Here is a 15895-nt window from a genome sequence, read left to right as displayed (position 1 = left end):
TTGATTAGCATTTCGCCCGAGCAGCGATATATGTATCCAGGAAATCAGGATTCGGGGTTAGCTTGGGGGAAGGATATTCATGTCGGCCATAGACGGCGCGGTGGCGCCAGCATCAGCCACGCAAACGCTGCGGCATGTCGTCTCCCACATGGTGGAAGCAGTCGACCGCGCCACGTTTGTGGAAACGCCTTTCTGGCATCTGGAAATGACGAATGTTTTCCCGGCGGATCTCTATCTGCGCATGCGCGCCGCCATGCCCGAGGCGCGCGAATATCGCGCGCTCAAGGGGCGCAACAATGTAAACATCAAGGCTGACGGCACCGCAACGCGGATCAAGATCGACCTCTACCCCGAATATATCCGCCATCTGCCTGGCGAGAAACGCGCAGTCTGGGCCTTGGTCGGCAAGGCGTTGCATGCGCCGGAGCTAAAAGACGCATTCATGCGCCGCCTTGCCCCGGGCCTGGAACGCCGGTTCGGGTCGGATTTCATGAAGGTCGGCATGTATCCGGTGCCGATGCTGACGCGCGATGTGGCGGGTTACAAGATCGGTTTCCACACCGACACGAAATGGAAGGGCATCACGGTCCAATTCTATTTGCCGGCAGACGACAGCATCAACCATATCGGCACTCGCTTCGCCGAGCGCAAGCCGGATGGGCGTTTCGAGAATTCGCACCGGATGTCGTTTTCCCCGAACACCGGCTATGCCTTTGCGGTCGGCGCCGACACCTGGCACGCGGTCGACACCGTCGGACCGGAAGTCCGCACCCGCGACAGCATCCTTCACACCTATTTCGTCGACAACACCGCGACGCTCAAGATCCGCAACCGAAGCAAGCGCGCGGCCAATTTCGTGATGAACGAGGTCCGTCACGTCGGCCGCTAGAGCAATTCCAGGAAAAGTGTGACACGGTTTTTCAGTCCGGAATTGCGTTATTGCAAAGCGACAGAGCCTCGCGGCGGGCAGCACCCGTCGCGGGCAGTACCGAAGCGCTCAATCCTGGTGCAGGATGAATTCCAGATAGAGGTTGCGCTGCAGGATCGAATGGTTGTCGTCGGAGACCAGCGACACCATCAGCGCGCCGTCGTCGCGGGTCCAGACGTCGAGGCCTTCCATATTGTCGATCTGGTAGCCCATATCGGCCTCCATCAGCACGGGCCCGTCGGCGACAGCACCCTTCTCGACGCTTTCGCCATGGATGCGCCGCAGCCGCATCTTCACCCCGCGCGCGATCGAGAAGCTGCGCTCCAGAAGCAGCAGATCGCCGTCCGGCAGGAAGGCGCCGTCGGTTATGTCGAAATCGCCGCCGCGCTTGACGGTGAAGACGCCCTTGTCCGGCCCCTCGATGAGGGCGGCGTAGACATTGCCTGATTTGTCGAGGCTCGTTTCCGAGACCACGACCAGCCCGCCCGCATGCTGCCCATAAGGGTTGGCATGGGCGACGGTCTCGAAGCCGCGGTTCTGGCGCAACTCCTCGACGGGAACCAGGTAGTCGAGCAGCTTGACCGGCGCTTTCATGTTGTCGGGATCGATCTTGAACCGGGCCACGCGATGGTTTTGCTCGAAACCGACGGTGGCGATGCCGTCCTTGACCGCGAGCCCTTCCGCGTCGACCTCCCATTTCTTGTCGATCGGCCGGCCCGAAGCGTCGACCATCTGCTGCATGCGGAAATTCTTGACGCCAGTGGGACGTCTGTCGGCGTCATGCGTGATCGTGCCGAAGAACCAGAAGCCGGTGTCGGCGACACCCATGAAGTCATTGCCCGGCTTCAGGAAGCGAAGCGCCGACAGCGCGCCGAAATCGCGCGACGGCGAGGTCATCTCCAGCCCGCCGACGAATTCGAACGGCCCGAACCGTTTCTCGTCACGGCCGATATGGAACTGCGTGATCGGCCGCGCCGAAATCTCGACGGTCTCGACGGGAGCTCTCTGGGCGGCAATCGCCGGCGAGGCGCAGGCCAGCACGCAGGCGAAAAGCGTCCGCCGTGCACGCCGCCAGGAGGAGATCATCCGGCGCGCCGCAAGCCGCCGCGCCGCGTGTCGCGCGCGCTTTCCTCGCCGAACAGCGAGGCGAGCTGCTCGGTCATGGCGCCGGCCAGTTCCTCGGCATCGACGATGGTGACGGCGCGGCGATAATAGCGCGTGACGTCGTGGCCGATGCCGATCGCCAGGAGCTCGACCGGCGAGCGCGTCTCGATCAGTTCGATGACCGCCCGCAAATGCCGTTCCAGATAATTGCCCGGATTGACCGAGAGCGTCGAATCGTCGACCGGCGCGCCGTCCGAGATCATCATCAGGATCTTGCGCTGCTCGGGCCGGCCGATCAGGCGGTTATGCGCCCAAAGCAGCGCCTCGCCGTCGATGTTTTCCTTGAGCAGGCCCTCGCGCATCATCAGCCCGAGATTGCGCCGCGCCCGACGCCACGGATGATCGGCGGATTTGTAGATGATGTGGCGCAGGTCGTTGAGCCGCCCGGGGTTCGGCGGCTTGCCGTCCTTCAGCCATTTCTCGCGCGCCTGCCCGCCTTTCCAGGCGCGGGTGGTGAAGCCGAGGATTTCCACCGAAACGCCGCAGCGCTCCAGCGTGCGCGCCAGAATGTCGGCGCAGGTCGCGGCGACCGTGATCGGCCGGCCACGCATCGAGCCGGAATTGTCGAGCACCAGCGACACGACAGTGTCGCGGAACTTGGTGTCGCGCTCCTGCTTGAAGGACAGCGGCTGCATCGGATCGATGACGACGCGCACAAGGCGGGCCGGATCGAGATAGCCCTCTTCCAGGTCGAAATCCCAGGAGCGGTTCTGCTGCGCCATCAGCCGGCGCTGCAGCCGGTTGGCGAGCCGCCCGACGACGCCGGAGAGGTTGGCGAGTTGCTTGTCGAGGAAGGCGCGCAGCCGGTCGAGTTCTTCTTCCTCGCAAAGATCCTCGGCGCCGACCGTCTCGTCGAAGGCGGTGGTGAAGACCTTGTAGTCGATTTCTTTCGGCAGGTTGAGGAACGGATTGTCGTTGCGCTTGGCTTCGCCGGGTGTCTCGGCATCGGCATCGTCTTCATCCGAGAGATCGTCGGAGGTGGCGTCGGTCGCTTCCGTCTCGGCCGACTCTTCCTCGTCCGCAGAGGCCTCGGCATCTTCCGATTGCGACTGCTCGGAGCCCGAATCCTCCTCGCCGCCTTCCTCGCTCTGTTCCTCGCCCTGCTGTTCGTTCTCGTCGTTTTCCTCCGAGTCGTCGGTTTCCTGGTCGTCGCCGAGCTCCTCGGCCATTTCCATGGAAACGAGCATCTCGCGCACGACGCGCGCAAAAGCCTGCTGGTCCTCGAGCTTGGCCGACAGGCCGTCGAGGTCGCCGCTAGCCTTCTCCTCGACCCAGGGACGCCAGAGATCGACCAGCCGCTCGCCGCTCTTCGGCACGGGTCGGCCGGTTAGTTTTTCGCGCACCATCAGCGCAACCGCTTCCTCGATCGGCGCGTCTGCCTTGTCCTTTACGTCGACGAGGTTCGCCTTGGCGTATTTGTCCTCGAGCATCGAACCGATATTGTCGGCCACGCCCTGCATGGCGCGGCTGCCGATCGCCTCGACGCGAGCCTGCTCGACCGCGTCATAGATCGCGCGCGCCAGCTTGCCTTCCGGCGCCAGCTTCGTATGGATGCGCTGATCGTGGCAGGCGCGCTTCAACGCCATGGAATCGCCCAGGCCGCGCGTGATCGCGATGTCGTTGCGGGAGGCTTTCTTGGGCAGCTCGGGCAGGCGCGCCCGATTGCCGGCCAGCGCCGGCCGATCCTTGGCGAAGCCGACCTCGAGGTCCTTGTCGCCGGCGACGGCGCGCATGCACACGGTGACGGCGCGCTTGAAGCTGTCGGCTTCAGAACCCGTCTTCGGCTTGTTGCGCGTGTTGTCGCCTGGACCCGCCATTGATCATTCCCTGCGCGATTCATGCTGAAAGGCCGGAGGCCTTTCAGCTGCGCGCCTAGCCCAGCACCACGTTGGCGGCGCTCTCCGGCAATTCCTCGCCGAAGGCGCGCTGGTAGAACTCGGCCACCACCGAACGCTCCAGCTCGTCGCACTTGTTGAGGAAGGTTAGCCGGAACGCCATGCCGATATCGCCGAAGATCTCGGCGTTTTCGGCCCAGGTGATGACGGTACGCGGGCTCATGACGGTCGACAGGTCGCCATTGATGAAGGCCGAGCGAGTCATGTCGGCGACACGCACCATCTTGTTGACGATGTCCTTGCCCTTGCTGTCGCGGTAGTGCTTGGCCTTGGCCAGCACGATGTTCACCTCATTGTCGTGCGGCAGGTAATTGAGCGTGGTGACGATCGACCAGCGGTCCATCTGCGCCTGGTTGATCTGCTGCGTGCCGTGATAGAGGCCGGTGGTGTCGCCCAGCCCGACCGTGTTGGCGGTGGCGAAAAGCCGGAACGCCGGGTGCGGGCGGATGACCCGGCTCTGGTCGAGCAGCGTCAGCCGGCCCGACGATTCCAGCACGCGCTGGATGACGAACATCACGTCCGGACGGCCGGCATCGTATTCGTCGAAGCAGAGCGCCACATTGTGCTGATAGGCCCAGGGCAGGATGCCGTCGCGGAATTCGGTGATCTGCAGGCCTTCCTTGACGACGATGGCGTCCTTGCCGACGAGGTCGATACGGCTGACATGGCTGTCGAGGTTGACGCGCACGCAAGGCCAGTTGAGCCGCGCCGCCACCTGCTCGATATGTGTCGACTTGCCGGTGCCGTGATAGCCCGACACCATGACGCGGCGATTGTAGGCAAAACCCGCAAGGATCGCCAACGTCGTTGCCTTGTCGAACAGATAATCCGGGTCGATGTCCGGCACGTGCTCGGTCGCTGCCGAATAGGCGGGAACCACCATCTTGGAATCGAAGCCGAATTTCTCCTTCACCGACACTGTCGTGTCGGGCAGGTTGGCGATGTCGCGATCGACCTTGTTCATCACTATCAACGTCTCCACGGGCGAAACGCCGCGTTTCGCCGGCAATCGATTTTGTCCGGGGGCGGTCTTAGAGCCTTTTCCAACCTTATGAAAGTTGGAAAACGACTTGGGACCGTAGGGCCGCTCAGCACAATCCTGCTTGCTTGAGCACGCGATAGGCCTGCAGCACATCGCGGAACCGGTCTTCCGAACCTCTGTCGCCGCCATTCGCATCCGGATGGTGGCGCTTAACGAGTTCCTTATAGCGCGCCTTGATGTCCTGACCAGTCGCCTTTGTGTCAAGGCCAAGCGTTTCCAGCGCCTTGGCCTCAAGCGGCTTTGCCTTGCGCTCGCGTGGTTCCCGCGCTCCGCCGCCGAACAGGTTGAAGGGGTCGCGCATGCGGTTGTGGTAGCCGGCGCGCCCCGAACGCTGCTGCGCGAAATCCGGCGCCGAGCGCGTCCCGCCGCCATTGGCGCCCATGCGCCATGTCGGCCGATGGCCGGTCAGCGCCTCTTTCTGGAAACGGGCGATCTCGCCGTCCGACACGCCGGAGAAGTAGTTGAAGCCCTTGTTGTATTCGCGCACATGATCGAAGCAGAAGCGGAAATACTCGCCCTCCTTGAGGCGTCCGACCGGCGCGCGATGCGTGCCCGCCTCGTTGCAGCCGTCCCACTGGCAGATCGGCGCGCGCGACTTCAGCTCGGCGTCCTTTTCCGGCCGGATTCGAATTTTCTCGAAATATTTGGGATACGCTTTCATCTCACCCATTTATGGGCTGTCCGCACGTGCGAAACAAGAATTGACATTTCGCCGATGATCGCCCTAACCGCTGAATCGCGGCTTAAAAGCGGTCGAAAACTCAAGATTTTGCGGCTATGCCGCAGATACTTGCGGCTATGCCGTCAAGTGGGGAAGGGAAACCAGGATGTCCATGCAGTCGACGATGGAAAACAAGCTGAAGGCGGCATTTTCGCCCGAAAGGCTCGCCGTCATCAACGAAAGCCACCTTCACGCCGGCCATCACCATGCGGAGTCCGGCCACCATGCGACATTCGACGGCACCGGCGAGACGCATTTTCGCGTCCGTGTCGTCTCAGCCGCCTTTGCCGGCATGGGCCGCATCGAGCGCCACCGCGCCGTCAACGAACTGCTTGCCGACGAATTGAAGGCCGGCGTGCACGCGCTTGCGATCGAGCCGGCCGCGCCTGGCGAGAAGACGCGCTGGTAAGTTCCCGCCCCGCCTAGATCACCGCTTCGATCAGGAACGGTCCCGGTCGCGACAGCGCGCTGTCGAGCAGCGCGTCGAAGCGCTCGCAGGTATCGGCGCGGGCCGCTTCCACGCCCATGCCGTTTGCCAGCGAAACCCAGTCCAGCGCCGGCTGATCGAGGTCGAGCATGCGCCTGGCATTCTCGCCGATTGCGTTCACCCCGACATTGCGCATTTCGCCATGCAGGATGGCGTAGCTGCGGTTGGAAAAGACGATGGTGACCACATCGAGCTTTTCGCGGGCCTGCGTCACAGGCCCTGCACCGTGTACATGCCGCTGCCGTCGGCCTCCAGGTTCACCACCTTGCTGCCAAAGGGTGCGCATACGCGCCGCGCGCGTCCGGTTGGTGATCAATATTGGGGATATCCGGACGCGAAACCAAATACGCCCTTGAAGGTCCGCCGGTAATCACCACGTATTTTCTTAGGCAGACATTCTCGGCCGAATCGGGTGCCTCCCGAAGGCCAACGCCGGATCGCATTTGCTGTCCTTCGTGTGAAGGGAACCACAATGCCCTCCGGCAGTTGAAGGTATGATGAGCCGACTGTCTGCCAGAACGGGCTCTGAGAGCAAAACATCATGCGCGAGAATCAATCCGACGTCTTCGACCTGTTTTCGGAGATTTATGCGAACGCGGCTCAGGAAGAGATCAGCCTCCAGCAATATCTGCTCGCCTGCCGCGAGGACAAATCCATGTATGCCTCGGCGCCGGAGCGTATGGTTGAGGCAATCGGCGAGCCGAATCTGGTCGACACCAGCAAGGACGAGCGGCTCGGGCGGATTTTCTCGAACCGCACCATCAAGATTTATCCCTCCTTCTCCGACTTCTACGGAATGGAGGATACGATCGAGCGCATCGCCGGATATTTCCGCTACGCCTCGCAAGGTCTCGAGGAGCGCAAGCAGATCCTCTATCTGCTGGGCCCGGTCGGCGGCGGCAAATCCTCGCTCGCCGAACGGCTGAAGAAGCTGATGGAGCAGCGCCCGATCTACACGCTCAAAGTCGGCAACCGGATCAGCCCGGTCTTCGAATCGCCGCTCGGCCTTTTCCAACCCGATCGCATGGGCGATCTGCTGGAAGACAAATACGGCATAGCCCGCCGTCGTTTGAACGGGCTGATTTCGCCCTGGGCGGCCAAGCGTCTCGACGAACTGTCCGGCGACATCTCCAAATTCAGCGTCGTCAAGCTGTCGCCGTCACGACTGCGCCAGATCGCCATCGCCAAGACCGAGCCCGGCGACGAGAACAATCAGGACGTCTCGGCGCTGGTCGGCAAGGTCGACATCAGGCAGTTGGAACACTTCAGCCAGTCCGATCCGGATGCCTATTCCTACAGCGGCGGCCTGAACCGGACCACGCAAGGGTTGCTCGAATTCGTCGAGATGTTCAAGGCGCCGATCAAGGTCCTGCACCCGTTGCTGACGGCAACCCAGGAAGGCAGCTACAACGGCACCGAGAATTTCGGCTCCTTCCCCTATCAGGGCATCGTCGTTGCCCATTCCAATGAATCGGAATGGCAACAGTTCAAGAACAACAAGAACAATGAGGCCTTTCTCGACCGCATCCTGGTGGTCAAGGTTCCCTATTGCCTGCGCATCACCGAGGAAAGGCATATCTACGAGAAGCTGCTACGCGAAAGCGACCTGGCAAACAGCCCCTGCGCGCCCGAGGTGCTGGACATTCTCAGCCGCTTCACCGTCTCGACCCGCCTTGCCGAGCACGACAATTCGCCGCTCTACACCAAGATGCGCGCCTATGACGGCGAGAGCCTCAAGGAGATCGACCCGAAGGCCAAGTCGGTCCAGGAATATCGCGACGCCGCCGGCGTTGACGAAGGCATGACGGGGGTCAGCACGCGTTTCGCCTTCAAGATCCTGTCTCAGACTTTCAACTACGACACCAAGGAGGTCGCCGCCGATCCGGTGCACCTGATGTACATCCTCGAGGAGGCGATCAAGCGCGAGCAGTTCCGCAAGGAGACGGAGGCTGCCTACCTCGAGTTCATCAAGTCGGAGCTCGCAACGCGCTATGCCGAGTTCATCGGTCATGAGATCCAGAAGGCATATCTGGAATCCTACAGCGAATACGGCCAGAACCTCTTCGACCGCTATATCGCCTACGCCGATGCCTGGATCGAGGATCAGGACTACAAGGACCCCGATACAGGGCAGATCCTCAACCGCGAGGTTCTGGACAAGGAATTGTCGCAGGTCGAGAAGCCGGCCGGCATCGCCAATCCCAAGGACTTCCGCAACGAAGTGGTCAAGTTCACCTTGCGCGCCCGGGCGCGCAATCATGGCCGCAACCCATCATGGGCGAGTTATGAAAAGCTTCGCGAGGTCATCGAGAAGCGCATGTTCGGCCAGGTCGAGGATTTGCTGCCGGTGATCAGCTTCGGCTCCAAGCAGGACAGCGTCACCGAGAAGCGGCACAATGAATTCGTGCAGCGCATGGTGGAGCGCGGCTATACCGAGCGGCAAGTACGCCGGCTGGTCGACTGGTACATGCGCGTGAACAAGGCGGGTTGAGCAAAGCCTGGACGGTTCCATGCCGATCTTCATCGACCGCCGCCTGAACCCGAAGGACAAGAGCCTTGGCAATCGCCAACGCTTCCTGAGGCGTGCGCGCGAAGAGCTCAAGCGGAGCATCCGCGACCGCGTCCGCACCGGCGGAATCGCCGAGTTGGATCGCGAGCATGCCGTGCCGATGCCGCGCACAGGCACGAGCGAACCGACCTTCAGCGACGCCAAGGACAGCGGCCGGCGCCAGCATATCCTTCCCGGCAACAAGACGTTCAACTCCGGTGACCTGGTCCCCAAGCCAAGCGGCGGAGGTGCAGGTGCCTCGGCCCCTGGAACCACGGACTCCGAAGACGATTTTCGCTTCGTGCTGTCGCGCGAGGAAGTGCTCGACCTCTTCTTCGAGGATCTCGAACTGCCCGATCTGGTTAAGCTCAGTCTGAAGCAGATGCTCAGCTTCAAGCCGAGGCGGGCGGGCTTCGCCGCAAGCGGCGCGCCGACCAACATCAATGTCGGGCGCACGATGCGAAACAGCCACGGGCGCCGCATCGCGCTCAGGCGTCCGAAGCAGGCCGAGGTGGAGGCCATCGCCCGGCAGATCGCCGAGCTGGAATCCAAGCCGCCGGATGCAAAGAGGCGCGAACGCATCGAGGCTCTGCGCGAAGAGCTCGATCGGCTGGAGCGCCGGCGCAGGCGCATTGCCTATGTCGATCCGGTCGACATCCGCTTCAATCGCTTCGACCCTCAGCCGCAGCCGAATGCCAGTGCCGTCATGTTCTGCCTGATGGACGTATCCGGATCGATGGGCGAGCGCGAGAAGGATCTGGCCAAACGCTTCTTCGTGCTGCTGCACCTCTTCCTGACACGCCGCTATGAACGCACCGAGGTGGTCTTCATTCGCCACACCCACGAGGCCAAGGAGGTGGACGAGCACACGTTTTTCTACCACACGCAAAGCGGCGGTACCGTCGTTTCCACCGCGCTCGAGGAGATGCATCGCATCATCGAAGAGCGATATCCGGCCTCTGAATGGAACATCTACGCCGCCCAGGCTTCCGACGGCGACAACTTCGCGACCGACTCCGAGCGCTGCATAGAACTGCTCGACCGCAAGCTCATGCGGCTTTGCCAGTATTTCGCCTATGTGGAGATCATCGACGAGCGGGAAAGCCACATTTTCGGCTCGACCGAGAATGGGACATCGCTCTGGCGCGCCTACAACGCCGTCGATGGGAAATGGCCGAATTTCCAGATGAGGCGCATCGCTGCTCCGGCCGATATCTACCCGGTCTTCCGCGAGCTCTTCGCGAGGCAGCCTGCTCTGCGCAAGAGTGCGTGAGGAAATCGGCGATGGTCAGTCCGGCGCGCAAATCCGCACTGCTGTTTTCCGGATCGGACTGGGATTTCGGAAAACTGTCGCGGGTCTATGACGAGATCGAGGCGATCGGCATCGAAGAGCTTCGCCTCGACATCTATCCGGTGCAGATGGAGGTCATCTCCTCCGAGCAGATGCTCGATGCCTATTCGTCGGTCGGCATGCCGCTGATGTATCGCCATTGGTCGTTCGGCAAGCATTTCCTCTATGACGAACTTCTCTACCGCAAGGGCGCGCGTGGGCTGGCTTATGAACTGGTCATCAACTCCAATCCCTGCATCGTCTACCTGATGGAAGAAAACACCATGGCTCTCCAGGCTTTGGTGACCGCCCATGCCGCGCTTGGGCACAACCACTTCTTCAAGAACAATCATCTCTTCCGGCAGTGGACTGACGCCGGCGGGATCCTGAGCTATCTGGATTTTGCCAAGAGCTACATCGCCCGCTGCGAGGAACGGCATGGCCTGGCGGCTGTGGAGGCGGTGCTCGATTCCGCGCACGCGCTGATGGAGCAGGGCGTGTTCCGCTACCATCGACCGCCGAAACTGTCCTCGGAGCAGCAGCGCGAGGGGTTGCGCGAGCGCCTGGACTATGAGGAGCGTTCCTTCAACGATCTATGGCGGACGTTGCCGTCCTCACAGGGAAAGAACAAGCCGGAAGCGGAGGAGGACAAAATCCTTGCCGAGCGGAAGAAATCGCTTAACCTGCCGGAGGAGAACCTGCTCTATTTCCTCGAGAAGAACAGCCTCGTTCTTGAGCCCTGGCAGCGCGAGATCGTCAGGATCGTGCGCGTCATCGCGCAATATTTTTATCCGCAGCGGCAAACCCAGGTGATGAACGAAGGCTGCGCGACCTTCGTGCACTACACGCTCATGAACACGCTTTTCGACCGCGGCCGCATCAACGAAGGCGCCATGCTCGAGATCTTGCGAAACCACTCGAACGTCGTCTTCCAGCCGGCCTATGACGACCCGCGCTTTTCCGGCATCAATCCCTATGCCCTGGGTCTCGACATGATGCAGGATATCAAGCGCATCTCGACCGCGCCGACCGCGGAGGACCGCGACTGGTTTCCCGACATCGCCGGCCGTGGCGACTGGCGCGACACCCTCCTCGATGCCTGGGCCAACCACCGCGACGAATCCTTCATCCGTCAGTATCTGAGCCCGGCGCTGATCCGGAAGTGGCGGCTCTTCGTGCTGGCCGACGGTGCCGACGAGCCGCACTACGAAGTCGCCTCGATCCACAATGAGCGTGGCTATCGCAAGATACGGTCTGCGCTCGCTCAAAGCCGCGATGTCGGGGCGCGCCACCCCGACATCCAGGTGATCGACGTCGACCTCCTGGGCGACCGGCATCTGCGACTTCAACACACGGTGAAGGATGGCATTATGCTCGAGGGCGAAAGCCGCGACGCAACCCTGCGCCATATCCGCAAGCTTTGGGGTTACGACGTTAGCCTGGCAGCAATCGATGCTGGAACCGGCGCAATGCTTAGCGAGCGCTCGACGAAGGAAATTTGAGATCGGGCCCCCAACTTCGCCTAGGGGTCTGTTGAGATTCAGGTCAGGCCGAGCCGAATATGGTGGTTTCCGAGAACCGGCCTACGCCGGCCGTAGCCTTCATAGGGCGGAAACACTTATGAGGGCTTCGGCCGGCGAAGGCCGGAAGCGCAGGAAGCCCCCGTTTGCAGGCCGGCATCACCTGAATATCGACACACCTTAATGCATGTCGCCCAGAAGTGTGCAGCGGTTCTGGGACAACGACATGCATCAAAACAAAGACTTAAAGCGCGTCGCCTGAACCCGGTTCAGCGCGACGCGCTTTAGCCTTCGCCGGCGGGCCGGATCCTCAACCTCGCGATGCGGTTCTTGTCGCGCTTCATCACCACGAAGCGCTTGCCATGGAAGGTGAAGGCCTGCTTCTCCTCGGGGATAGATTGCGTCTCATGGATGACGAGGCCGGCGATCGTGGTGGCCTCCTCGTCGGGCAGGTCCCAGTCGAGTGCGCGGTTCAAATCGCGGATCGGCACCGTGCCCTCGACGACGACCGAGCCGTCGGCCTCCTTCTTCACACCCTGCATGTCGACATCGTGCTCGTCGGCGATCTCGCCGACGATCTCCTCGATGATGTCTTCCAGTGTCACCAGCCCTTCGACCTCGCCATACTCGTCGACGACGATGGCGAAATGCGCCTTGCGGCGCAGGAAGGCATTGAGCTGTTCCTGCAAGGTGGTGGTGTCCGGCACGAACCACGGCTTTGCCGCGATCTTCATCACATCGATCTGCGAAAAGTCGTTGCCGACCTCGTTGAGGGCTCTGAGCAGATCTTTCGCATGCAGCACGCCGACGATGTTGTCGAGCGAGCCCTTCCACAACGGCATGCGGGTGTGCGGGCTCTGGAGGATTTCGCGCACCACCGCTTCCGGCGCATTGTCGGCATTGACCGAGCGCATATTGGTGCGGTGGACCATGATATCCGACACTTCGAGCTCTTCGAGGTCGAAGAGGCCCTCAAGCCGATTGCGTTCCTCGCGGACAGTCCCGCGATCGCGACGGAGATCGTCGCTGTCTTGATCCTTGCCGTTGCGCTCGGATCGCTGCTGCGGCTCGATCGGCCGCAGCGCGTAGCCGAAGGCGGCAAGCAATCGGGCGCGGAACAGAAGCGCCAAGAGCACGATGGCGGCAAGGACGGCGGCAACAATCCAGCCGGCGTCGGTCATCCGGGACGGCTCATCTTGAGCCGTTCGGGATGACTCGTCTCGAGGAACGTCAACACTTCCGAGGGCGGCACGTCCTTGGCGATGAAAGCCTCGCCGATACCATGCGTCAGGATGAAGGTCAGCGCGCCGCGCGAGACCTTCTTATCCTGGGTTATGAAGCCGAGCAGCGCCTCGGCGTCCGGCAGTTCGCCCGGAATATCGGCCATCCGCCAGGGCAGGCCGACGGCGCGAAGATGCGCTTCGACGCGGTCCGCGTCATCGGGGCTGGCCAGGTTGAGACGCGCCGAGAAGCGGTGCGCCAGCGCCATGCCGATGGCGACGCCCTCGCCATGGACGAGGCGCGCCCCGTCATATTGCGTGGCTGCTTCGAGCGCATGGCCGAAAGTGTGCCCGAGATTGAGCAGGGCGCGGTCGCCGGTCTCGAACTCGTCGCGGGCAACGACGTCGGCCTTGGCGCGGCAGGCCTCGGCAATCGCCTCGACGCGCGCCGGGCCGCCGGCGAACACGTCCCGCCAGTTCTGCTCAAGCCAGCCGAAGAAGGCCGGACGATCGATCAGCCCGTATTTGGCAAGCTCGGCATAGCCGGCGCGGAATTCGCGGATCGGCAGCGTGTCGAGCACGCCGGTGTCGGCAAGCACCAGCTTGGGCTGGTGGAAGACGCCGACGAGGTTCTTGCCGCGCGCGCTGTTGATGCCGGTCTTGCCGCCGACGGAAGAATCGACCTGCGCCAGCAACGAGGTCGGTATCTGCACGAAATTCATGCCGCGCCGCACGATGCCGGAAGCAAAGCCGGCAAGGTCGCCGATGACGCCGCCGCCGAGCGCGATCACCACGTCGCGGCGTTCGAGCTTTGCCGCAAGCACGTCGTCGACCACCTCTTCGAGATGGGCAAAACTCTTTGTCTTCTCGCCGGCGGGCAGCGTGATGACGGCGGACTGGATGCCGTCTTTCTCCAATCCCGCCTTGAGCGTGTCGAGATGCGCGGCGGCAACGTTCTCGTCGGTGACGATGGCCGCGCGCGTGCCGGGAAGCCGGCGCGCGATCTCTTCGCCGGAACGCAACAGCAGGCCGGAGCCGATCAGGATGTCATAGGCGCGGTCGCCGAGCCCGACCTCGACCTTCACCGGTTCGGCATTGCTCACGACCGCACCTCGTCTCTGGTCGCGATCGTGTCTACGCCGAGATGGGCGCAAAGCGCCGCGACGACTTCGCTGGCGATGATCTCCTTGCGGTCATCGCGCGTCGGCACGGTCAGGTCGGCGGTGGCGTAGAGCGGGTAGCGCTCGTCCATCAGCCGCTCCAGCACTGCGCGCGGATCGGGATTCTTCAACAGCGGCCGGTTCTGTTTCTTCGAAACCCGCTCCATCAGGAGGTCGAGGTCGGCCTTCAGCCAGACCGACACGCCATGCGCCGCGATCGCCTCGCGTATCTGCGCGTTCATGAAGGCGCCGCCGCCGGTCGACAGCACTTGCGGGCCATTCTCCAACAGACGCAGGATCACCCGCTGCTCCAGCGCGCGGAATTCCGGCTCGCCATAGCGCTCGAACAGTTCCGGCACCGTCATGCGCGAGACGCTTTCGATCTCCTGGTCGCTGTCCATGAAGGGCAGCGAAAGCACGGTCCCCACCTTGCGGCCGATCGCCGTCTTGCCGGCCCCCATCAGCCCGACGAAGACGATCGAGCGGCTGCCGAGCCGTTCGATCAGCGCGGCGTGGCCTTCGTCCGTCGGATTTGCTGGCAGAGCGTTCATCGGAGCCTCTTTGCGCCGTATCGACATCAAAAGCCTGTTTGCGTCAAGCACGGCCGGACAAACGGGCTCGGAGCCTTCCCGGCGATACCTCTGTCAACCGGAATCCTTCGCCCTTGAATTGGCCGGATTGGCGTCCCATAAGGGCACAGGGCTTTGGAAACGCAGAACAACAAGACGGGCGAAAATTGAATGCCGACTTTGTTTCGCTTCGTCGTGACGCTGGCGGTTCTTGCAGGCATTGTCTACGGCGCGATGTTCGCGCTGGCGATGTTCGTGGAGCCGAAAAAAGCGGAAATGAGCATCCGCATTCCAGCCGAAAAGCTCAACCCCAAGAAGAATTGACCCAAGAGAACTGACAAAGAGCTGATCCGGCCCGATGAACAGCGCCGCCCGCATCGAAGCCTTCCTCGAAATGATGAGCGCCGAGCGAGGCGCGGCCGAGAACACGCTTTCCTCCTACCGCCGCGACCTGGAGGACGCTTCGGAAGCGATCAAAGGTGGGCTTGCGCCGGCGGGATCGGCCGACATCCGCGCCTATCTCGACGACATTGCCGCGCGCGGCTTCGCGCCGACCTCGCAGGCGCGCAAATTGTCGGCGATCCGCCAGTTCTTCAAATTCCTCTATGCCGAAGGCCTGCGCGGCGACGACCCGACCGGCACGCTGGACAGCCCGCGCAAGGGCCGGCCGCTGCCGAAGACTATGAGCGAGGCCGAGACCGGCCGCCTGCTCGACCGGGCGGCGCAGGAAGCCGGCGAAGCCGGACCGGACGGCGACCGGCTGGCCGCATTGCGCCTGCACGCGCTGGTCGAGGTGCTCTACGCCACGGGCTTGCGGGTGTCGGAGCTGGTCGGCCTGCCGGCGACGGTGGCGCTGCGCGACGACCGCTTCTTCATGGTGCGCGGCAAGGGCGACAAGGAACGCGTGGTGCCATTGTCGACCAAGGCACGCTCCGCCATGCGCGCCTGGCTCGCCGCAAGGGCCGAGCGTCCGACCTTTGCCGAGAGCCCTTTCCTGTTTCCGGCCTCCTCCGACAGCGGCCATCTCTCCCGGCAGGTTTTCGCCCGCGATCTCAAGGGGTTGGCTGCACGGTCGGGGATAGCTGCAGCCAAAATCTCGCCGCACGTGCTTCGCCATGCTTTTGCCAGCCATCTGCTCCAGAACGGCGCCGATCTCAGAGCCGTTCAGCAACTCCTGGGCCATGCCGATATCTCGACCACGCAGATCTACACCCATGTGCTGGAGGAGCGGCTGGTGCGGCTGGTCAACGATCATCATCCGCTTGCCGACTAGGCCTCATATCGCTATGTGAGGGCGACGTTCCACCGCCC

14 protein-coding genes and 1 pseudogene are annotated in these 15895 nt (G+C 62.6%); 7 read left to right on the top strand and 8 right to left on the bottom strand.

The genetic code is table 11. The annotated features are described in order from the left end of the window. The first annotated feature begins 79 nt into the window (after positions 1-79). Positions 80-889, top strand: a complete 810-nt coding sequence (locus ACWGS9_RS16440; RefSeq protein ID WP_454506235.1) for a hypothetical protein — start codon at positions 80-82, stop codon at positions 887-889. A gap of 108 nt (positions 890-997) precedes the next feature. Here ACWGS9_RS16440 and ACWGS9_RS16435 read toward each other — a convergent pair whose 3' ends face one another. The 4 genes from ACWGS9_RS16435 to ACWGS9_RS16420 form a co-directional block, all read right to left on the bottom strand. Continuing rightward, entirely contained in the window at positions 998-2014 is a 1017-nt protein-coding gene (locus ACWGS9_RS16435; protein WP_454506234.1) for an esterase-like activity of phytase family protein, read from the bottom strand. Next, a complete protein-coding gene (gene cobT, locus ACWGS9_RS16430; RefSeq protein ID WP_454506233.1) occupies positions 2011-3909 on the bottom strand; it encodes a cobaltochelatase subunit CobT in 1899 nt (632 codons plus the stop codon). Before cobT ends, ACWGS9_RS16435 begins: the two co-directional genes overlap by 4 nt. A 55-nt stretch (positions 3910-3964) precedes the next feature. After that, entirely contained in the window at positions 3965-4951 is a 987-nt protein-coding gene (gene cobS / locus ACWGS9_RS16425; RefSeq protein WP_454506232.1) for a cobaltochelatase subunit CobS, read from the bottom strand. A 124-nt stretch (positions 4952-5075) separates the two neighbouring features. After that, on the bottom strand, positions 5076-5699 hold the full coding sequence (locus tag ACWGS9_RS16420; protein WP_454506231.1) for a J domain-containing protein: 624 nt from the start codon (positions 5697-5699) through the stop codon (positions 5076-5078). Between the two features lie 157 nt (positions 5700-5856). Here ACWGS9_RS16420 and ACWGS9_RS16415 point away from each other — a divergent pair, with 157 nt between their 5' ends. Beyond that, entirely contained in the window at positions 5857-6159 is a 303-nt protein-coding gene (locus ACWGS9_RS16415) for a BolA family protein (protein WP_454506230.1), read from the top strand. A gap of 13 nt (positions 6160-6172) precedes the next feature. On the opposite strand, the pseudogene ACWGS9_RS16410 reads toward ACWGS9_RS16415, so the two are convergent. Then, positions 6173-6504 (bottom strand): annotated as a pseudogene (locus ACWGS9_RS16410) (thiamine pyrophosphate-dependent enzyme); the annotation flags it as partial. Between the two features lie 274 nt (positions 6505-6778). Here ACWGS9_RS16410 and ACWGS9_RS16405 point away from each other — a divergent pair. The 3 genes from ACWGS9_RS16405 to ACWGS9_RS16395 are packed head-to-tail and all read left to right on the top strand — an operon-like array spanning position 6779 to position 11617. Continuing rightward, positions 6779-8728, top strand: a complete 1950-nt coding sequence (locus ACWGS9_RS16405; protein WP_320310825.1) for a PrkA family serine protein kinase — start codon at positions 6779-6781, stop codon at positions 8726-8728. A gap of 19 nt (positions 8729-8747) precedes the next feature. Further along, entirely contained in the window at positions 8748-10058 is a 1311-nt protein-coding gene (locus ACWGS9_RS16400) for a YeaH/YhbH family protein (protein ID WP_454506229.1), read from the top strand. 11 nt (positions 10059-10069) lie between these two features. Continuing rightward, entirely contained in the window at positions 10070-11617 is a 1548-nt protein-coding gene (locus ACWGS9_RS16395) for a SpoVR family protein (RefSeq protein WP_454506228.1), read from the top strand. A 302-nt stretch (positions 11618-11919) separates the two neighbouring features. On the opposite strand, the gene ACWGS9_RS16390 is transcribed toward ACWGS9_RS16395, so the two are convergent. From ACWGS9_RS16390 to ACWGS9_RS16380, 3 genes are read right to left on the bottom strand one after another with little or no spacing between them, the layout of a single operon-like run. Continuing rightward, complete coding sequence (locus tag ACWGS9_RS16390; protein WP_454506227.1) at positions 11920-12816, bottom strand: HlyC/CorC family transporter; 897 nt, start codon at positions 12814-12816, stop codon at positions 11920-11922. Further along, positions 12813-13958: a 3-dehydroquinate synthase gene (aroB, locus tag ACWGS9_RS16385; protein ID WP_454506226.1), complete on the bottom strand. Its 1146-nt coding sequence runs from the start codon at positions 13956-13958 to the stop codon at positions 12813-12815. The genes ACWGS9_RS16390 and aroB overlap by 4 nt, the downstream gene beginning before the upstream one ends. Next, complete coding sequence (locus ACWGS9_RS16380; protein ID WP_454506225.1) at positions 13955-14566, bottom strand: shikimate kinase; 612 nt, start codon at positions 14564-14566, stop codon at positions 13955-13957. The genes aroB and ACWGS9_RS16380 overlap by 4 nt, the downstream gene beginning before the upstream one ends. Positions 14567-14755: 189 nt before the next feature. Between ACWGS9_RS16380 and ACWGS9_RS16375 the strand changes: the two genes are divergently transcribed. After that, positions 14756-14908: a histidine kinase gene (locus ACWGS9_RS16375; RefSeq protein ID WP_320310819.1), complete on the top strand. Its 153-nt coding sequence runs from the start codon at positions 14756-14758 to the stop codon at positions 14906-14908. 34 nt (positions 14909-14942) lie between these two features. Further along, positions 14943-15857: a site-specific tyrosine recombinase XerD gene (locus ACWGS9_RS16370; protein ID WP_454506224.1), complete on the top strand. Its 915-nt coding sequence runs from the start codon at positions 14943-14945 to the stop codon at positions 15855-15857. Positions 15858-15895: the final 38 nt, after the last annotated feature.

The sequence above is a fragment of the Mesorhizobium sp. Arg314 genome (genome assembly GCF_053714275.1).
The sequence above is the reverse complement of the archived record's forward strand: the minus strand, read 5'-3'. Positions and strand labels throughout refer to the sequence as shown.

Excerpts from the sequence above, each read along its gene's own strand:
- ACWGS9_RS16440 (WP_454506235.1), top strand. The coding sequence starts at position 80 with ATGTCGGCCATAGACGGCGCGGTGGCGCCAGCATCAGCCACGCAAACG.
- ACWGS9_RS16435 (WP_454506234.1), bottom strand. The coding sequence starts at position 2,014 with ATGATCTCCTCCTGGCGGCGTGCACGGCGGACGCTTTTCGCCTGCGTG.
- cobT (WP_454506233.1), bottom strand. The coding sequence starts at position 3,909 with ATGGCGGGTCCAGGCGACAACACGCGCAACAAGCCGAAGACGGGTTCT.
- cobS (WP_454506232.1), bottom strand. The coding sequence starts at position 4,951 with ATGAACAAGGTCGATCGCGACATCGCCAACCTGCCCGACACGACAGTG.
- ACWGS9_RS16420 (WP_454506231.1), bottom strand. The coding sequence starts at position 5,699 with ATGGGTGAGATGAAAGCGTATCCCAAATATTTCGAGAAAATTCGAATC.
- ACWGS9_RS16415 (WP_454506230.1), top strand. The coding sequence starts at position 5,857 with ATGTCCATGCAGTCGACGATGGAAAACAAGCTGAAGGCGGCATTTTCG.
- ACWGS9_RS16405 (WP_320310825.1), top strand. The coding sequence starts at position 6,779 with ATGCGCGAGAATCAATCCGACGTCTTCGACCTGTTTTCGGAGATTTAT.
- ACWGS9_RS16400 (WP_454506229.1), top strand. The coding sequence starts at position 8,748 with ATGCCGATCTTCATCGACCGCCGCCTGAACCCGAAGGACAAGAGCCTT.
- ACWGS9_RS16395 (WP_454506228.1), top strand. The coding sequence starts at position 10,070 with ATGGTCAGTCCGGCGCGCAAATCCGCACTGCTGTTTTCCGGATCGGAC.
- ACWGS9_RS16390 (WP_454506227.1), bottom strand. The coding sequence starts at position 12,816 with ATGACCGACGCCGGCTGGATTGTTGCCGCCGTCCTTGCCGCCATCGTG.
- ACWGS9_RS16380 (WP_454506225.1), bottom strand. The coding sequence starts at position 14,566 with ATGAACGCTCTGCCAGCAAATCCGACGGACGAAGGCCACGCCGCGCTG.
- ACWGS9_RS16375 (WP_320310819.1), top strand. The coding sequence starts at position 14,756 with ATGCCGACTTTGTTTCGCTTCGTCGTGACGCTGGCGGTTCTTGCAGGC.
- ACWGS9_RS16370 (WP_454506224.1), top strand. The coding sequence starts at position 14,943 with ATGAACAGCGCCGCCCGCATCGAAGCCTTCCTCGAAATGATGAGCGCC.